Raw genomic sequence first — 16,780 nt, 5'->3', positions numbered from 1 at the left:
AAGATCGATGCGACGCCTGAGAAATGTGAAAATCGTGGCGACGCTGGGCCCGGCGTCCAACGACTATGATATGATCCGTGCTCTGCACGAGGCCGGCGCCGATGTTTTCCGCCTGAACATGAGCCATGGCAGCCACGACGAAATCCGTGAACGCCACCGGATCATCCGTCAGATCGAAAAGGACCTCGACAGCCCGATCGCCATTCTGGCGGACCTTCAGGGCCCGAAACTGCGGGTCGGTGTGTTTGCGAATGATGCAGAGGACTTGGTCGAAGGTGCCGCGTTCCGCCTGGATCTGGACGAAACTCCGGGCGATGTCAGCCGGGTCTGCCTGCCGCACCCCGAGATTTTTCAGGCGTTGGAAGCGGGGGCGCATCTGCTGGTCAACGACGGCAAGATCCGGCTTGTGGTTGAGAAATGCGGCCCCGATTTCGCGGATTGCAAAGTTGAAATCGGCGGAACCATCTCGAACCGCAAGGGTGTGAATGTGCCCGACGTGGTGCTGCCGCTGGCGGCCCTGTCGGAGAAGGACCGGGACGATCTGGAGTTCGTTTGCCAGCTGGGTGTCGACTGGCTTGCGCTGAGCTTCGTGCAGCGGGCCAAGGACGTGTACGAAGCGCGCGCCCTGGCTGACGGCCGCGCCGCCATCCTGTCCAAGATTGAAAAACCCGCGGCGGTCGAGGCGTTCGACGAAATCCTCGACGCATCGGACGGCATCATGGTCGCCCGTGGCGATCTGGGCGTCGAACTCCCGGTCTCGGCCGTGCCTCCGATTCAAAAGCGACTGGTCCGAAAGTGCCGCACTGCCGCCAAGCCGGTTATCGTTGCCACCCAGATGCTGGAAAGCATGATCGAAAGCCCGATGCCCACCCGCGCCGAAGTGTCGGACGTCGCCACCGCCATATATGAGGGAACCGACGCCATCATGCTGAGCGCCGAGTCGGCCGCGGGCTCGTATCCGATCGAGGCCGTTCAGACCATGAACAAGGTCGCGATCGAGGTCGAAGCCGACCCAACCTACAAACAGATCATCGACGCCTCGCGCCAGACCAAGGGAACGACCGTTGCCGACGGCATCGTGGCCGCGGCCCGTGAAATCGCCGAAAAGACCGACATCAAGGCGATCTGCTGCTTTACCCAAAGCGGCACCACCGCACTGCTCACCGCCCGCGAGCGTCCCGGTGTCCCGATCATCGCCATGACTTCGCTGCGGGGCACCGCGCGGCGTCTGTGTCTCAGCTGGGGCTGTCACTGCGTGATGACGCCCGAGCTCGAGCGGTTCAAAAGCGCCGTGGTCAATGCGGCGCGCGCGGCGCGAGCCAGCGGGTTTGCCGGCGCCTCGGATCAGATCGTGGTGACCGCCGGTGTCCCGTTCAACGTGCCAGGCTCGACCAACATCCTGCGCGTCGCACCCTGCGACGAGCGACTGATCTACTCGACGGATCCCGAATAGGATCAGCCACCCGGTCCGCCGGGTCTTGCTTTGGCGCCGACAGGCTCTTTTACGGTCTCCATCACCGTGAACGAGCTTGTCTGGTGTATCCCCGGAAGCTTGTTGATCTTGTCGCCCAACACCGTTCGGAAATGCGCGATGTCGCGTGTCCGAACGGTCAGCATGTAGTCGAATGATCCGGCGACCATCAGGCAGGTTTCGATTTCAGGTACCCGTCGCACGGCTTCGTTGAAACGGTCCAGCGAGTGTTCGGCTGTGGCCGTCAGCGAAACCTGCACCACCGTCAAGTGCCCCAGCCCCAGCCTCTCTTTGTCGATCACCGCGCTGTAGCCGGTGATGTACCCGCTCTTTTCCAGCCGTTTCACCCGCTCGGAACACGGCGTGTTGGTCAGGTTTACTCGGGCCGCCAGTTCGACTATTGGCAGGCGTCCATTGGCCTCAAGCTCGGCCAATATCCGTTGATCGATCTTATCCAAATCCCTGTCCATCAGGCAATTTCCCTGCGTTTTTGAGGTCTGGCGGCATATTTTCCTGAAAATAGACCGAAAAAATCTCCTTTTCCTAGTGATTTTTCCTGATACTTGACCGAAGGGCAGTCTTGTAAAACGAGTTCCAGGTTCCGGCTGCCCTGCCGGGGGCACGGGCCCCGGCCAAATCAACAAAAACGGAGGAACGAGATGACAACGAAAATTGTCATAGGACTGGACGGGACAGAGACCGGAGATCGCGCGGTCGGCTTTGCCAAGGATCTGGCAAGTCGGATTGGATCGTGTGAACTGCTGGTTGCCTATGTCATCGAATGGTCGCCCTATACTTTCCAAACTCCCGAGGAAAACGCCCTGCGGCACAAGCGGCGCGAGGAGGAGATCGCGCTTGCCACCAGCCGCGTGGTGGAACCCGCTGTCGAGGCCCTGAAGGCCGCAGGCTTCAGCGCCCGCGGTATTGTCCGCCATGGCGATGTGGCCGAAACGCTGAACGCGATCACGGTCGAAAACGGCGGATCGCAGATCGTCGTGGGACGATCCTCGGCTGACGGCATCAAAAAGCGAATCTTCGGCAGTTCGACCCAGAATCTGGTCATGCACGCCGACGTTCCGGTCACAGTCGTGAACTGACGGGAGGAGCAGACATGAAATCGATCAAAACCCTGGGTCTGTCCGGTGCGGCCGCGGCCCTGCTGGCCAACCCCGCACTTGCGCAGGAGGCCCCCGGTCTGGATGAAAAGATCAACCAGACCTTCGCAGATCTGACGGGTCCCTTCGTCAGCTTCATCTTCGCACCTTTTCCGGGAACGAGCTTTCCCTGGATCGTGATGTGGCTGGTCGTGGCCGCAACGGTGTTCACGCTGTATTTCGCCTTTGTGCAGATGCGGTTTTTCAGCCATGCGATCAGCTTGGTGAAAGGTGACTATTCCGACCCCAACGATGCGGGCGAGGTCAGTCACTTCCAGGCGCTGGCAACGGCGCTGTCCGGCACGGTCGGCCTGGGCAACATCGCGGGCGTCGCGGTGGCGGTCGGCATCGGCGGACCCGGTGCGACCTTCTGGATGATCCTCGCCGGCCTTCTGGGCATGGCGTCGAAATTCACCGAATGTACGCTGGGTGTGAAGTACCGCAACGAGTACGAAGACGGCACCGTTTCGGGCGGTCCGATGTACTACATGTCCAAGGGCTTTGCCGAGCTGGGTCTGCCCGGCGGCAAGATCCTGGCGGTCCTGTTCTCGATCTTCTGTATCCTTGGCGCGCTGGGCGGGGGCAACATGTTCCAGGCCAACCAGGCGCACCAGCAGATCGCGGGTATCGTTGGTGACTATCCCGGTTGGATTACCGGCCTGGTCTTCGCGGCCGTGGTGTTCATGGTCATCGTGGGCGGCCTGAAGTCGATCGCCCGCGTGACCGAGAAGGTCGTGCCGTTCATGGGCATCCTGTACGTCGCCACTGCGCTGGTCATCATCATCATGAACGCTGACATGATCGGCTGGGCCTTCGGTCAGATCTTCGCTGGTGCCTTCACCGGTCTGGGCGTGGCCGGCGGCATGGTCGGTGCTCTAATCCAGGGCTTCAAACGCGCCGCCTTCTCGAACGAGGCAGGCGTGGGTTCGGCGGCCATTGCACACTCGGCCGTCCGCACCAAAGAGCCGATCACCGAGGGCTTCGTTTCGCTGCTCGAGCCGTTCATCGACACCGTGGTGATCTGCACCATGACCGCGCTGGTGATCATCATCACCCAGCAGCTGGTGATCGACCCGGCAACCGGCCTGTACGTGCTGAACGAAGCGGGCACCGCGATCGCAACCGTCGATGGCAACACCGGTGTCAGCCTGACTTCGGCCGCCTTCGGCAGCGCCTTCAGCTGGTTCCCCTACATCCTGGCCATCGCGGTGATCCTGTTCGCCTTCTCGACCATGATCAGCTGGTCCTATTACGGCCTCAAGGCCTGGACCTATCTGTTCGGCGAGGGCCACACCAAGGAACTGGTGTTCAAGATCATCTTCTGCGTCTTCGTGGTGATCGGGGCTGCGGCCAACCTGGGTCCGGTCATCGACTTCTCGGACGCGGCGATCTTTGCCATGGCCGTGGTCAACGTCTTTGCGCTCTACTTCCTGATGAAAGTGGTGCGTCAGGAGCTGGCCTCGTACAGCGCGCGACTGAAAAGCGGCGAAATCCGCAAGTTCGCCGACTGATGACACCAACCGGGGCGGCCCTGCTGCCCCGGTTCCCGACCCCGGTGCAAAAAGCACCCGAACGGGTCAAAAACCCCTTGCCAGCATGACCGAACTTGCGTAAACGGCGCATCTGATCGCGCGACCGGCCGATGTGGCATGCCGAGTCGCGTTTCGGACCGAACCCTGAAAGGAGACGGAAATGCCCAAGATGAAGACCAAATCGAGCGCCAAGAAGCGCTTCAAGGTGACTGCGACCGGCAAGGTCATGGCCGGTCAGGCCGGCAAACGGCACGGCATGATCAAGCGGACCAAGAAGTTCATCCGCGACGCCCGTGGCACCACCACCCTGTCCGCCCCCGACGCCAAGATCGTCAAGGGCTACATGCCCTACGACCGCTAAGAGGAGATACCGATATGTCCCGCGTTAAAGGTGGAACCGTAACTCACGCCCGTCACAAGAAGGTCATCAAGGCCGCCAAAGGTTACTATGGCCGCCGCAAGAACACCTTCAAGGTTGCCCGTCAGGCCGTCGACAAGGCTAACCAGTACGCAACCCGCGACCGCAAGAACCGCAAGCGCAACTTCCGTGCTCTGTGGATCCAGCGCATCAACGCCGCTGTTCGTTCGCATGACGAAGCTCTGACCTATTCCCGCTTCATCAACGGCCTGAACCTGGCCGGCATCGAAGTGGACCGCAAAGTCCTGGCCGACCTGGCCGTGCACGAGCCGGAAGCGTTCGGCGCGATCGTCGCCAAGGCACAGGCCGCTCTAGCTGCCTGATCCTCTTTCGAGAGACAGTGAAAGAAAGGCCGTCCCGTTCGGGGCGGCTTTTTTCTTTGGATCGACCAGATTGGATTTCGCGTAAACCAAGTATGGGATTCCGTTATGGCCGCTACACGCATTTGATGTAATCATCTTCTAAGTTTCAATGATGAATTGAATGCGGAGTACTGAAATGCCTATTTGCCAAAGACTTACCCAAGCCCTTCTTGTCTTGACTGCAGTGGTGATCTGCCACCCGACAGTGGCACGATCACCGAACCTGACCTCCCTGACGTATTGGTTGAAACCTTTGATGGCGACGACACGACGCTCATACTGGGTGGGCAGATCGACTTTCAATCGGCCAAGCCGCCCTGGGTCGTCTATATGGCCGATGGAAAATTCGTCATGGAGAACAGACAGGATGCGCGCAGCCTTCAGTTCAACGACGTGGCGTGGATGAAGTTTCCCGGCTCGGCTTCGTTGGAGAGCACGCAGGACATGGTAATCTCTGCCGTGGTGGACGGAGAGTTCAGCGGCAAAAGCGGTGTGGGCATTCTGGTTGGCAGCGGAAAGTCCGGGAAATACGTGGCGTTCACTGTGGACGACAAAGGGCGCTATCACGTACTGCAAAAGGACGGCCGCCAATTGAGGCTGGTACACGCAGACAGACATGACGCGATACGCGTCGGCGCCCCGAACAAGCTGACCTTCCAGGTCCGAGGGGCGCACGTGGTTTTCTATGCCAACGGAACCAAGGTCGTTCAAACGCTGTTTTCAAAGCGAACGTCCTCGAACCCCGGCCAGGGCGCTCGGGCAGGGATAGGCCTGGCAGCCTTTGGAACTGGTCGTTTCGAATTTGATGAAGTTGAGATCAAAAGAGCCAACTGACGCCCAAAAACGCAGGTCGCGCGAACTGGAACCGTTCGGTGGTGTCCTCGCGAGGGTACTTGCCCCTCTGGCCTCCTGATCCTCATTCGCTAAACAGTGAGAGAAAGGCCGCCCGACTAGGGACGGCTTTTTTGGTGCCTGAGTGCCGGCTTTTTGCGCAGGCAGACATCCGGGCCAAAAACCGCTAGGCTTGCACGTGCTGAATTGACCAACATTGGTTTTGCGATTGCCATGCTTGAATTTGATGCAGCAACAACGCGCCTACTCGATAGCGTGTATCAAGGTGCCGATGTCACCCGACGGCGGCGAGGGTCTTTTGACGCGTTGCGACCAGCCCCGGGTGATACCATTGCGGACGTTGGATGCGGAAACGGTCTTTTGACAGCAGAGCTCGCACGGGCGGTTGGTCCGACCGGGCGTGTTTTGGGCATCGACCCAAGTGAGGCGATGCGGAGTTCCGCCAAAAACCGCTGCCATGAATATGACTGGGTCCAGATCATGGAGGGTGAGGCAGGCCAGCTTCCGGCCAAGGACGCCTCACTCGACAAGGCGGTATCGGTTCAGGTTTACGAGTATTTAAATGACATTGCCGCCGCGGTGGCGGAGGCCCATCGCTGTCTCAGAACGGGTGGTCTGCTTGTCGTGGGCGACATCCATTTCGACAGTCTGGTTTGGTACGGTGATGATCCGGCAAGAATGGATCGGATGATAAAAGCCTGGGACAAGCACTTTGTCGGAAGAGACGTGCCCGCTCTACTGCCACCGATTTTGAGAGACGTGGGTTTCACTGTGGAAAGCGTTACGCCGATCACGATTTGCGATAACGAACTCCGGCCAGATGGGCTGGCCAATATGATGATCACACTGATGAAAAGGTTCGCCGAGTCCAACAAGCTCGTCTCGGATCAGGAAGCCAAAGCGTGGGCGGATGAGCAGAGATCATTGGCCGCGAAGGGCCGGTTTTTCTTTTCGCTAACCCATTTTGTCATCAGCGGGCGCAAATCCTAGACTTTGGTCTGGATGCGCTGATTGAATCAAACAAAGGCTATTGCCTGAGCGAATGGAGATCGAAAAAGAAACCGGCGCGAAGAACGCCGGTTTCACTTGGTCTTTTATCCTGCGCTGGGTTTATCCGAACACACGCCCCAGCGCGCCATCGACCGCGTCGGTGATTTGGTCGATGTCGTCCGCCGTGGCAATCAAAGCGGGCGAGAAGCACAGCGTATTGTTGCGCCCGGGGACCGACCGGTTGGTCACGCCGATGATTACCCCTTGCGCCATGCAATCGGCCACGACCGCTTGGGCCAGCTTTTCGTCCACCGGTTCTTTGGACGCGCGATCCGCGACCAGTTCGGCCCCCAGGAACAGGCCCTTGCCGCGCACGTCGCCGATGACCTTGTGCTTGTCCATCAGTGCCTGCAGGTTGCCCATCATGCGATCCCCCATCGCGGCGCAATTGCCCAGCAGGTTCTCGTCTTCGATGATGCGCATGTTCTCGATCGCCGCCGCCGGCCCGGCGGTGCAGCCGCCAAAGGTCGAGATGTCGCGGAAATAGTTCATCGGGTCCGCGGCATCGTCTTTGAACATGTCAAAGACTTCCTCGGTGGTCACCATGCAGGCAATCGCGGCATAGCCCGAGGCCACGCCTTTGGCCATGGTCACGAAATCGGGTTTCACCCCGTATTGCTGGTACCCGAACCAGGTGCCGGTGCGACCCACGCCGCAGACGACCTCGTCGATATGCAGCAGGATGTCGTACTTCTTGCAGATCTCCTGCACGCGCTGCCAATAGCCCTCGGGCGCTTCGATCACGCCGCCGCCGGCGGTCACCGGCTCAAGGCACAGCGCGCCTACGGTGTCGGGGCCTTCGCGCAGGATCACGGCTTCGATCTGATCGGCGGCCCATTCGCCAAAGTTCTCTTCGGGTGCGCCGTCCAATTCGTGCTTGCGGTATTCCATGCAGTGCGGAACGCGCACGAAATCCGGCGCAAAGGGGCCGTATTGCGCGTTGCGCTCGTCCTGACCGCCCGCCGACATCGCCGCCAGGGTCGAGCCGTGATAATCGCGGTCGCGATACAGGATCTTGGTCTTCTTGCCGCCGTATTTCTTGTGGGCGATCTGGCGGACCATCTTGAACGCCTTCTCGTTCGCCTCGCTTCCCGAGTTGGTGTAGTAGACCCGGCTCATGCCCGGCATCTTCTCGATCAGCTTCTCGGCAAACAGCGCCCCGGGGATCGAGCCCGCCGAGTTCGCAAAGTAGCACAGCTTCATCAGCTGGTCGTAGACGGCCTTGCAGATGGATTCGCGGCCATAGCCCACGTTTACCGTCCATACGCCGCCCGAGACGGCATCCAGGTGTTCCTTGCCCTTTTGATCCCAGACGCGCATGCCCTTGCCTTCGACGATGATGCGCGGATCGTTCGTCTCAAACGGCTTGTGCTGGATCAGATGGTGCCAGATATGGGCGCGGTCGGCCTCGACCACGCGGGAAAGATCGTTTTCGTTGAACGTGCCGTCCATGACATGTCCTTTCAGTAAGACGCGACGCGCGGGAATCACGATGCCCGGCGGGCGCGGATGAACCAGATACCGCAGATCAGCCCGAAAGCCCGGTACGCAGTAGGGCCAGATTACCCGATCACGTAGCTCCAGTATATTCGCCTCGCGTATTTTTACGGGTTTGTTTTGCGGCAACCTTTGTGCTCAATACGAAAAATCCGACGACTTGGGGAGGAGAGGCGGATGGCGACCCACAGCATTTATCAGCGCGATCTGGACAAAGGCCCGGCAAATTTTACGGCCCTGTCCCCGCTCAGCTATATCGAGAGGACCGCGGCCGTTTACCCTGACTATCCCGCCGTGGTCTATGGTGACCGGCGCCATAGCTGGGCGCAGACCTATGCGCGCTGCCGCCAGTTGGCCAGTGCGCTTGCCGCGCGTGGGGTGGGCGCGGGCGACACGGTATCGATCATCGCCGCCAACATCCCCGAGATGTACGAGGCGCATTTTGGCGTGCCCATGGCAGGCGCGGTGTTGAACACGATCAACACAAGGCTCGATGCCCCGATCATCGCCTTTATCCTGAACCACGCCGAATCCAAGGTGCTGCTGGTCGATCCCGAATTCTCGGGCGAGGTGAAGCAGGCGCTGGAGCAGGTAGATCACGGCATTCTGGTGATCGACATCGAGGATCCGAGTTTCGATGGCGGTGAGAAGCTTGGCGCGCTGACTTATGACGATCTGCTGGCCGAGGGCGACCCGGAATTCGACTGGTCTTTGCCCGCCGATGAATGGGACGCGATCACGCTGAACTACACCTCTGGCACCACGGGCAACCCCAAGGGTGTCGTCTATCACCACCGTGGCGCGGCGCTGAATGCCACGTCGAACATCCTGACCTGGGGCATGCCGCAGCATTCGGTCTATCTGTGGACGCTGCCGATGTTCCACTGCAACGGCTGGTGTTTCCCCTGGACCATGGCCGCGAACGCGGGCACGTCCGTCTGCCTGCGCGCGGTGCGGGACGAGCCGATCTACCGCGCCTTCAGCGACGAGCGCGTGACCCATTTCTGCGGCGCGCCCATCGTTCTGAACATGCTGGCCAACGCGCCCGATCATCTCAAGGATTTCGATCATGAGATCAAGGTGATGACCGCAGGTGCCCCGCCGCCCGCCGCGGTGATCGCGGCGATGGAGGGGATGGGCATCGAAGTCACTCATGTCTATGGCCTGACCGAGACCTACGGGCCGTCGGTCGTGTGCGCCTGGAAGGACGAATGGAACGACAAGCCCGCCGAGGAGCGCGCCGCGCTCAAGGTGCGGCAGGGGGTGAAATACGTTGCCCTGTCGGGGCTGATGGTGGCTGATCCCGAAACGCTCGAACCGGTGCCGGCCGATGGCGAGACCATGGGCGAGATCTTCATGCAGGGCAACATCGTGATGAAAGGGTATCTCAAGAACCCCGAGGCCACGCGGAAAGCGTTCCGCGGCGGCTGGTTTGCCTCGGGCGATCTGGGGGTGATGCATCCCGACGGCTATATCGCGCTGAAGGACCGGTCAAAGGACATCATCATTTCGGGGGGCGAGAACATCTCGTCGGTCGAGGTCGAGGATATCCTCTACAAGCACCCCGCCGTGATGGAGGCCGCCGTGGTCGCCAAACCGGACGAGAAATGGGGCGAGACGCCTTGCGCCTTTGTCGAGCTGAAGCCGGGCGCCGAAGCGACCGAGGCCGATTTGATCGCGTTCTGCCGCGACCAGATGGCCCATTTCAAGGCACCCAAGACGGTGGTGTTCGGGCCGCTGCCCAAGACATCGACGGGCAAGATCCAGAAATTCAAGCTCAGGGAACAGGCGCGGGCGCTGGGCTAGGCGCCCAGCCGGTCAAAGATCGACAGGTCCAGGTCCAGCATCTCGCCCATCCAGATCGCCCGGTCGCGGTGGTCGGACAGGTGCTCGCCGGTTTCGGGGTGGGTGAACACGGTCAGCCCCTGCCGGTTCAGCATCAGCCACGGGATCACCTTGTCGAAGGCATCGGCGGCAAAGCTCAGCTGGCAGCTCCAGCGCGGGTGAGGGCCGACATTGCGGCTGTGCATGTGGCCCATCTGGACGGGGAACAGGCGGGCAGCCTCCTCGCAGACACGGCGGGCGGTGTCCTGCGTTTCGGCGTCGAAATAGACATGGGCGTGATAGCCGGTGATCTGTGGCATCGGGGGCCTCGTGCGGTGATTTCCGAGACAAGGCTAGGCCCGATCGGCGCCGGTGCACAGACGCATCGGCACACAGACCCTGTGCGCGGCTCAGCCCGGCGCGTGGGCGTCCGGGTGGGCCGCTGCAAAGGCGGGGTGGTCGGCACAGGCCGCCTCGACCGCCAGAATGCGCGGTATGTCCGACAGATCGACCTGCCAGCGCCGGGCGTTGTACATCTGCGGGATCAGGCACAGATCGGCCAGCCCGGGCGTTGATCCCGTGCAATAGGGGGCTTGTTCGAACCCTTCCAGCATCGCCTCGAAGGCCAGCAGACCGGGGCGGATGAAATGGCGCATCCAGTCGCCGGGCATGTCGCCCCGTCTGCCGCTCAGCTGCGTGGCGTGGCGGGCGACCTTCAGGTTGCAGACCGGGTGCAGATCGACCGCGATGGCATGGGCCAGCGCCTGCGCCCTGGCCCGCGCAACCGGCTCGTCCGGCACCAGGTTCAGGCCCCGCGTCCGGTCGAGATAGTCCAGAATGGCCAGCGACTGGGTCAGTTGCACGCCGTCGATCTCGAGCACCGGCACAAAGCCCTGCGGGTTGCGCGCCAGATGCGCGGGCGCGGTCTGCTCGCCCTTGACCAGATCGACGGTCTGCGCGCGATAGGCGATCCCGGCCAGGTTCAGCGCGATGCGCACCCGGTAGCTGGCCGAGGACCGCCAGTAGTCATACAGGAAGACGTCGCTCATCGGGCTTTGGCCGCGTCGATCGCCTGTTTCAGGATGGCCCGGTCGCCGATATGGTTGGCCAGCACCAGCACCAGCCGCGCATTCAGCGCATCGCTTTCGGCCTTGTCCAGACCGTCGTGCGCGGCCAGCAGATCGGCATAGAAATCATCCGCGCCGTCGATATTCGGGGTGAGGATCAGTTCATCCATTGTGCCTACTCCTTGCCGATGGCCCGGCGGATCGCATGCCGGAACGCGTTGTCTTCATAGCTGTCGCGCCGCGCCGCCACATGCTGGTCGGGCCGGATCAGATAGACCGCACCTTCCGCGTCGCCCAGATACCGCCGCTTTAGCGCCAGCGTCCGGTCGTCCTTGACCGACAGCGCCAGCCGCTCGACCGTCACACCCTCTTCCTCGATCCTGTCTGGGGCGTCGGCGTCGATGGTCAGCAGGGTGAACTTGCCCGCCAGCTTGGGCAACAGGAACGCATCCCCCAGCGGCGCATCGGGGCAGGGCGAGCCGGGGCGCGTTTCGGCCGGACCATTCAGCGCATCGGCCGAATTCAGCAGCGAGCCGTCATAGGTGCAGGGCACGCTCAACCGCCCGGAATTCACCAGCGGGCGGGCGAACTCATAATGTTCGCTCAGGTCCAGCACCGCGTCGCGCAGGATGCGTGACATTTCCGATTTCGGCGTGATGAAATCAGTCGAGCGGGTGGAGTTCAGGATGTTTTCGTCCGCGCCGTGGATGCGCTCGACATCATAGCTGTCCAGCAGGCTGTCGGGGGCGGTGCCGTCAAGGACCATCTTCAGTTTCCAGCACAGGTTGTCGGTGTCCTGCAGGCCCGAATTGGCCCCGCGCGCGCCGAAGGGGCTGACCTGATGCGCGCTGTCGCCGGCAAACAGGACGCGGCCGTGGCGGAACTTCTCCATCCGGCGGCACTGGAAGGTATAGATGCTGACCCATTCCAACTCGAACTGGACATCCTCGCCCAGCATCGCCTTGAGGCGCGGGATCACGTTTTCGGGGCGCTTTTCCCGTTCCTTGTCGATGTCCCAGCCCAGTTGCAGGTCGATGCGCCAGACATTGTCGGGCTGTTTGTGCAACAGCGCCGACTGGCCACGGTTGAAGGGCGGGTCGAACCAGAACCAGCGCTCGGTCGGGAAATCGGCCTCCATGATCACGTCGGCGATCAGGAAGTTGTCCTCGAACACGCGGCCCACGAAATCCAGTCCCAGCATCCGGCGGGTGGGCGAGTTGGCCCCGTCGCAGGCGATCAGCCAGTCGGCCTCGACGGTGTACGACCCCTCGGGCGTTTCCACCTCGAGCTTGACGTGGTCGTCATGGGTGCCGATCGCCTCGACCTTGTTGCGGCCACGGATCTCGAGCGGTGCGCCCTGGGCCTGCAACGCGCGGACCCGTTCGACCATGAACTGCTCAAAGTAGTATTGCTGCAGGTTGATGAAGGCCGGATGGGCGTACCCCTCATCGGGCTGCAGGTTGAATTCATAGACCTTTCGGTCGTCGAAAAACACCTTGCCGGTGTTCCACAGCACGCCCTTGTCCACCATCGGCCGGGCGCAACCCAGCCGGTCGGCGATTTCCAGCGTGCGCTGGGCGAAACAGATGGCGCGGCTGCCGAAACTGACCTTGTCGTTGTCGTCCAGCACCACCACCTCGACGCCCTGCTGGGCCAGGTCGATGGCGGCGGCCAGCCCGACCGGACCCGCGCCAATCACGATCACCTGATGCCGCACCGGGGCGGGGGCATCCTGATCGGGGCTGCGGGCATAGGCATAGAGTGGCTGTTCAAAAATCTTGTTCATGGGCTCTCTCCCCAAGTTCTGTGCGCGCAGCGCACAATCCCTGCCCACCGGCGCGGGGCGCCGATGGCTCTCCTCCATGGTCGCATCGTTTTCAGGCCGGCAACACGATCTGGATCAAGTCGCCGGGCCATTTCTCAGCCTTGCAGGGCCTCCCACATCTCGAGATCGCGCTGGGCGGTCCAGATGCGCGGGGTGTCGATGCCGCGCGCCTCATCATAGGCACGGGCCACGTTGAAGGGCAGACAGTGTTCATAGATGGCATAGTCCGAGAATTTCGGATCGCATTCCGCACGCACTGCGTCCCAGGCCTCTTTCAGGCTGCCGCCGCGCGCCGCCACCTTGGCCGCCGGGCGATAAGTGCTTTCGACGAAATCGCGGGTGTTCTCGATGGCGGCGTTCACCATTTCCTTGCCGACCAGCGCATCGCCGCGCCCCGGGGCGATGGCATCGACGTCGAACCACTGGATCTGATCCAGTGTGTCGCCCCAGTCGCTGAAATGCCCGTCGCCGCAATAGCAGGCCGAGTGGTATTCGACGATGTCGCCGGTGAACATCACGTTCTGGTCGGGCACGTGGATGACGATGTCACCGGCGGTATGGGCCCGGCCCAGATGCATCAGATCGACCCGGCGGTTGCCCAGATAGACCGTCATCGTTTCGTTGAAGGTGGTGGTGGGCCAGGTCAGGCCGGGGATGCTTTCGTGGCCTTCGAACAGGCGCGGGAAACGCTGGAACTCGCTGTCCCAGTCCTCTTTCCCGCGTTCAACGACCATGGCGCGGGCCATGTCCGACATGATGATCTGCTGCGCGCCGAAGGCGCTGGCGCCCAGCACGCGGACCGCGTGGTAATGGGTCAGCGCCACATGAGTGATCGGCTTGTCGGTCACGGACCGGATGCAGTCGATCACCTTTTGCGCCAGGCGCGGCGTGGCCTGGGCCTCGACCACCATCACGCTGTCATCGCCGATGATCACGCCCGAGTTCGGGTCGCCCTCGGCGGTGAAGGCATAGAGTCCTTCGCCCACCTCGGTGAACGAGATCTTCTTTTCGGTCATGTCCCCCTGGGACGCGAATGCCTTGGCCATGTGGCGCTCCTTATCGTGCGTATGGGTCTTCAAGGGCGGGCAGCACCGTGCCGGTGCAGTCGCCGAAACCGATCGTGTAGCCGTCGCCCCGGGCGGCGCCTTTGAGGGTCAGCGTGTCGCTGTCCTCGATGAAGCTGCGGGTTTCGCCGGTGTCCAGCGTGATCGGTTCCTTGCCGCCCCAGCTGAGTTCCAGAAGCGAGCCGCGGCTGTCCTTCGTCGGCCCCGAGATCGTGCCCGAGCCGAGCAGATCGCCCACGTTCATCGGGCAGCCCGAGGTGGTGTGATGCGCCAGTTGCTGGGCCGAGGAATAATACATTTCCTTGTAATTGGTGCGGGCGATGGTGGACGCCGGTTTGCCCTCGGGCGCCATCGTCACCTCAAGCTCGATGTCATAGAGCATCGGGCCACAATCCTTGAGGTGGTCCAGCAGTTCGACCTCACGCGGGGGCGTGTCGCAGCGGAAGGGGTCCAGCGCGGCCTTGGTCACGATCCACGGCGAAATCGAGGTGGCGGTGGCCTTGGCCTGGAACGGGCCCAGCGGCTGGTATTCCCAGGCCTGGATGTCGCGCGCAGACCAGTCGTTCAGCAGGACATAGCCAAAGATATGATCGTCGGCCTCCTGCACGGTGATCGGGCCGTCGGACGGGGTGCCGACGATGGCGCCCATCTCCAGCTCGATGTCGAAACGGCGGCTGGGCAGGAAGGCGGGGCGGTCATGGTCGGGCGATTTCAGTTGCCCCCACGGGCGGCGGATATCGGTGCCCGAAACCACCACGGACGAGGCCCGTCCGTTGTAGCCAATGGGGATGTGCAACCAGTTGGGCGGCAGCGCGTTTTCCGGGCCGCGGAACATGGTGCCCACATTGGTGGCGTGGTGCTTGCCCGCGTAGAAATCGGTGTATTCGCTGACGGCAAAGGGCATGTGCAGCTGGGCCTCGGCCTGCGGAACCAGCAGCGGTTCGACCTTGTCCTGTTCTTTCGACCCTTTCGCCAGCAGGGCGGTCAGCCGCTCGCGCAGCGCGGCCCAGACGGCCGGTCCCTGTTCCATAAGCGGGTTCCAGAAGGGCAGGTCGAACAGCGGCTCGTCGCCCATCGTGATCAGCCCTTCGGCCTCGGCGGCGGACACGTCGAGGATCATGTCCCCGATGGCCACGCCGCAGCGCGGCTCGGAACCTGCAGTCGAAAAGACGCCATAGGGCAGGTTGTTCAGCGGAAACGGGTGGTTCGCGTCATTGGCCGAGGCCACCCAGGATTTCATCAATGGCATTGCGTTTCCTTGTGCAGTGCGGTGGCCGTGGGCCACCGGTGTCATTTCTTGCCGGGCGTGCCGTCGAATTTCTTTTCCAGATCCGTCCAGCAATCGATGTAGTCATCCTGCAGCGGCGCCTCGTTCGCGGCAAAGGCGGTCAGGTGCTGCGGGAAGCGGGTCTCGAACATGAAGGACATGGTGTTGTCCAACTTGTCCGGACCCAGATTGGCGTTGGATGCCTTTTCAAAGGCTTCCTTGTCGGGGCCATGCGGGATCATCATGTTGTGCAGGCTCATGCCGCCCGGCACGAAGCCCTGCGGTTTGGCGTCATACTGGCCGTAGATATTGCCCATCAGCTCGGACATGATGTTCTTGTGGTACCACGGCGGGCGGAACGTGTCCTCCATCACCATCCAGCGTTCGCGGAATAGGACGAAATCGATATTCGCCGTGCCCGGCACGCCCGAAGGCGCGGTCAGCACGGTAAAGATCGACGGATCGGGGTGGTCGAACAGGATGGCCCCGACCGGGCAGTAGGTGCGCAGGTCGTATTTGTAGGGCGCGTAGTTGCCATGCCAGGCCACCACGTCCAGCGGGCTGTGGCCGATCTTGGTGGTGTGGAACTGGCCGCACCACTTGATCGTCACGGTCGAGGCCACCTCGCGATCTTCGAACGCCGCGACAGGCGCCTTGAAGTCACGCGGGTTGGCCATGCAATTGGCGCCGATCGGGCCGCGGCCCGGCAGTTCGAATTTCTGGCCGTAGTTCTCGCAGACGAAGCCGCGGCACGGGCCTTCCAGCACCTCGACACGGTAAACCAGGCCGCGCGGGATGATGGCGATTTCCTTGGGTTCCAGGTCGATGATGCCCAGCTCGGTCGCAAAGCGCAGGCGGCCTTCCTGCGGCACCACCAGCAGCTCGGAATCGGCCGAGAAGAAATAGTCGTCGACCATCGATTCAGTGACCAGATAGATGTGGCTGGCCATGCCGACCTGGGTGTTCACGTCGCCGGCGGTGGTCATGGTGCGCATGCCGGTCAGCCAGGTCAGCGGCTGGTCGGAATGAGGCACCGCGTCCCAGCGGTACTGGCCCAGGCTGATCACGTCTGGATCGACATTCGGGGCGCTTTTCCAATAGGGCAGGTCGATCTTTTCATAGCGGTGGGAATGCTTGACCGACGGCCGGATGCGATAGCACCAGGTGCGCTCGGGCGGGTTGGCGGTGAAGGCGGTGCCGCTGAGCTGTTCGCCGTAAAGGCCATAGTTGCATTTCTGCGGGCTGTTCATGCCCTGCGGCAGAGCGCCGGGCAGCGCCTCGGTTTCGAAGTCATTTCCAAAGCCGGGCATATAGCCTGCGTGGGTGCCAACGGGCGTGCTGGCTTGGGTCAGAGCGTGCGGGTCAGTCGGACGATTCATCGGGGTTCCTCCGTTTGC

At 62.0% G+C, this 16,780-nt stretch carries 17 protein-coding genes; 8 read left to right on the top strand and 9 right to left on the bottom strand.

Annotated elements, in window-relative coordinates; genetic code table 11:
• The first annotated feature begins 7 nt into the window (after positions 1-7).
• On the top strand, positions 8-1,453 hold the full coding sequence (pyk, locus tag AC2FNZ_RS00705) for a pyruvate kinase (protein ID WP_496839208.1): 1,446 nt from the start codon (positions 8-10) through the stop codon (positions 1,451-1,453).
• A gap of 2 nt (positions 1,454-1,455) precedes the next feature.
• On the opposite strand, the gene AC2FNZ_RS00700 is transcribed toward pyk, so the two are convergent.
• Entirely contained in the window at positions 1,456-1,941 is a 486-nt protein-coding gene (locus AC2FNZ_RS00700) for an Lrp/AsnC family transcriptional regulator (protein ID WP_093965149.1), read from the bottom strand.
• 189 nt (positions 1,942-2,130) lie between these two features.
• On the opposite strand from AC2FNZ_RS00700, the gene AC2FNZ_RS00695 reads away from it, so the two are divergent.
• From AC2FNZ_RS00695 to AC2FNZ_RS00670, 6 genes are all read left to right on the top strand, one after another.
• Positions 2,131-2,568: a universal stress protein gene (locus AC2FNZ_RS00695; protein ID WP_093965150.1), complete on the top strand. Its 438-nt coding sequence runs from the start codon at positions 2,131-2,133 to the stop codon at positions 2,566-2,568.
• 14 nt (positions 2,569-2,582) lie between these two features.
• Positions 2,583-4,136 carry an alanine/glycine:cation symporter family protein gene (locus tag AC2FNZ_RS00690; protein WP_496839207.1) on the top strand — a complete coding sequence of 518 codons (1,554 nt, stop codon included), beginning with the start codon at positions 2,583-2,585 and terminating at the stop codon, positions 4,134-4,136.
• A gap of 181 nt (positions 4,137-4,317) precedes the next feature.
• A complete protein-coding gene (gene rpmI, locus AC2FNZ_RS00685; RefSeq protein WP_005981143.1) occupies positions 4,318-4,518 on the top strand; it encodes a 50S ribosomal protein L35 in 201 nt (66 codons plus the stop codon).
• 14 nt (positions 4,519-4,532) lie between these two features.
• On the top strand, positions 4,533-4,898 hold the full coding sequence (gene rplT, locus AC2FNZ_RS00680; RefSeq protein WP_093965154.1) for a 50S ribosomal protein L20: 366 nt from the start codon (positions 4,533-4,535) through the stop codon (positions 4,896-4,898).
• Positions 4,899-5,177: 279 nt separating this feature from the next.
• On the top strand, positions 5,178-5,771 hold the full coding sequence (locus AC2FNZ_RS00675; RefSeq protein WP_496839206.1) for a LamG domain-containing protein: 594 nt from the start codon (positions 5,178-5,180) through the stop codon (positions 5,769-5,771).
• 204 nt (positions 5,772-5,975) lie between these two features.
• Positions 5,976-6,779, top strand: coding sequence for a methyltransferase domain-containing protein (locus AC2FNZ_RS00670; RefSeq protein WP_496839205.1), 804 nt, complete (start codon positions 5,976-5,978; stop codon positions 6,777-6,779).
• A 120-nt stretch (positions 6,780-6,899) separates the two neighbouring features.
• Here the strand turns inward: AC2FNZ_RS00670 and AC2FNZ_RS00665 are convergent, their stop codons facing one another.
• Entirely contained in the window at positions 6,900-8,291 is a 1,392-nt protein-coding gene (locus AC2FNZ_RS00665) for an aminotransferase family protein (RefSeq protein ID WP_170366190.1), read from the bottom strand.
• Between the two features lie 222 nt (positions 8,292-8,513).
• Here AC2FNZ_RS00665 and AC2FNZ_RS00660 point away from each other — a divergent pair, with 222 nt between their 5' ends.
• Positions 8,514-10,142, top strand: coding sequence for an acyl-CoA synthetase (locus tag AC2FNZ_RS00660; RefSeq protein WP_496839203.1), 1,629 nt, complete (start codon positions 8,514-8,516; stop codon positions 10,140-10,142).
• On the opposite strand, the gene AC2FNZ_RS00655 is transcribed toward AC2FNZ_RS00660, so the two are convergent.
• The 7 genes from AC2FNZ_RS00655 to hmgA all read right to left on the bottom strand — a co-directional run bounded on the left by AC2FNZ_RS00655 (position 10,139) and on the right by hmgA (position 16,762).
• Positions 10,139-10,480, bottom strand: coding sequence for a DOPA 4,5-dioxygenase family protein (locus AC2FNZ_RS00655; RefSeq protein ID WP_093965161.1), 342 nt, complete (start codon positions 10,478-10,480; stop codon positions 10,139-10,141). The two genes, AC2FNZ_RS00660 and AC2FNZ_RS00655, sit on opposite strands and share 4 nt — an antisense overlap.
• A gap of 90 nt (positions 10,481-10,570) precedes the next feature.
• A complete protein-coding gene (gene maiA / locus AC2FNZ_RS00650) occupies positions 10,571-11,209 on the bottom strand; it encodes a maleylacetoacetate isomerase (RefSeq protein ID WP_496839201.1) in 639 nt (212 codons plus the stop codon).
• On the bottom strand, positions 11,206-11,397 hold the full coding sequence (locus AC2FNZ_RS00645) for a DUF2783 domain-containing protein (RefSeq protein WP_005981201.1): 192 nt from the start codon (positions 11,395-11,397) through the stop codon (positions 11,206-11,208). Before AC2FNZ_RS00645 ends, maiA begins: the two co-directional genes overlap by 4 nt.
• Before the next feature lie 5 nt (positions 11,398-11,402).
• Positions 11,403-13,013: an FAD-dependent oxidoreductase gene (locus AC2FNZ_RS00640; protein ID WP_496839200.1), complete on the bottom strand. Its 1,611-nt coding sequence runs from the start codon at positions 13,011-13,013 to the stop codon at positions 11,403-11,405.
• A 134-nt stretch (positions 13,014-13,147) separates the two neighbouring features.
• Positions 13,148-14,098, bottom strand: a complete 951-nt coding sequence (locus AC2FNZ_RS00635; protein WP_496839199.1) for an MBL fold metallo-hydrolase — start codon at positions 14,096-14,098, stop codon at positions 13,148-13,150.
• A 10-nt stretch (positions 14,099-14,108) separates the two neighbouring features.
• Complete coding sequence (gene fahA / locus AC2FNZ_RS00630; protein WP_496839198.1) at positions 14,109-15,365, bottom strand: fumarylacetoacetase; 1,257 nt, start codon at positions 15,363-15,365, stop codon at positions 14,109-14,111.
• A 41-nt stretch (positions 15,366-15,406) separates the two neighbouring features.
• On the bottom strand, positions 15,407-16,762 hold the full coding sequence (hmgA, locus tag AC2FNZ_RS00625) for a homogentisate 1,2-dioxygenase (RefSeq protein WP_170342752.1): 1,356 nt from the start codon (positions 16,760-16,762) through the stop codon (positions 15,407-15,409).
• Positions 16,763-16,780 lie beyond the last annotated feature (18 nt).

It is taken from the genome of Ruegeria sp. SAZA006 (genome assembly GCF_059613465.1).
The sequence above is the reverse complement of the archived record's forward strand: the minus strand, read 5'-3'. Positions and strand labels throughout refer to the sequence as shown.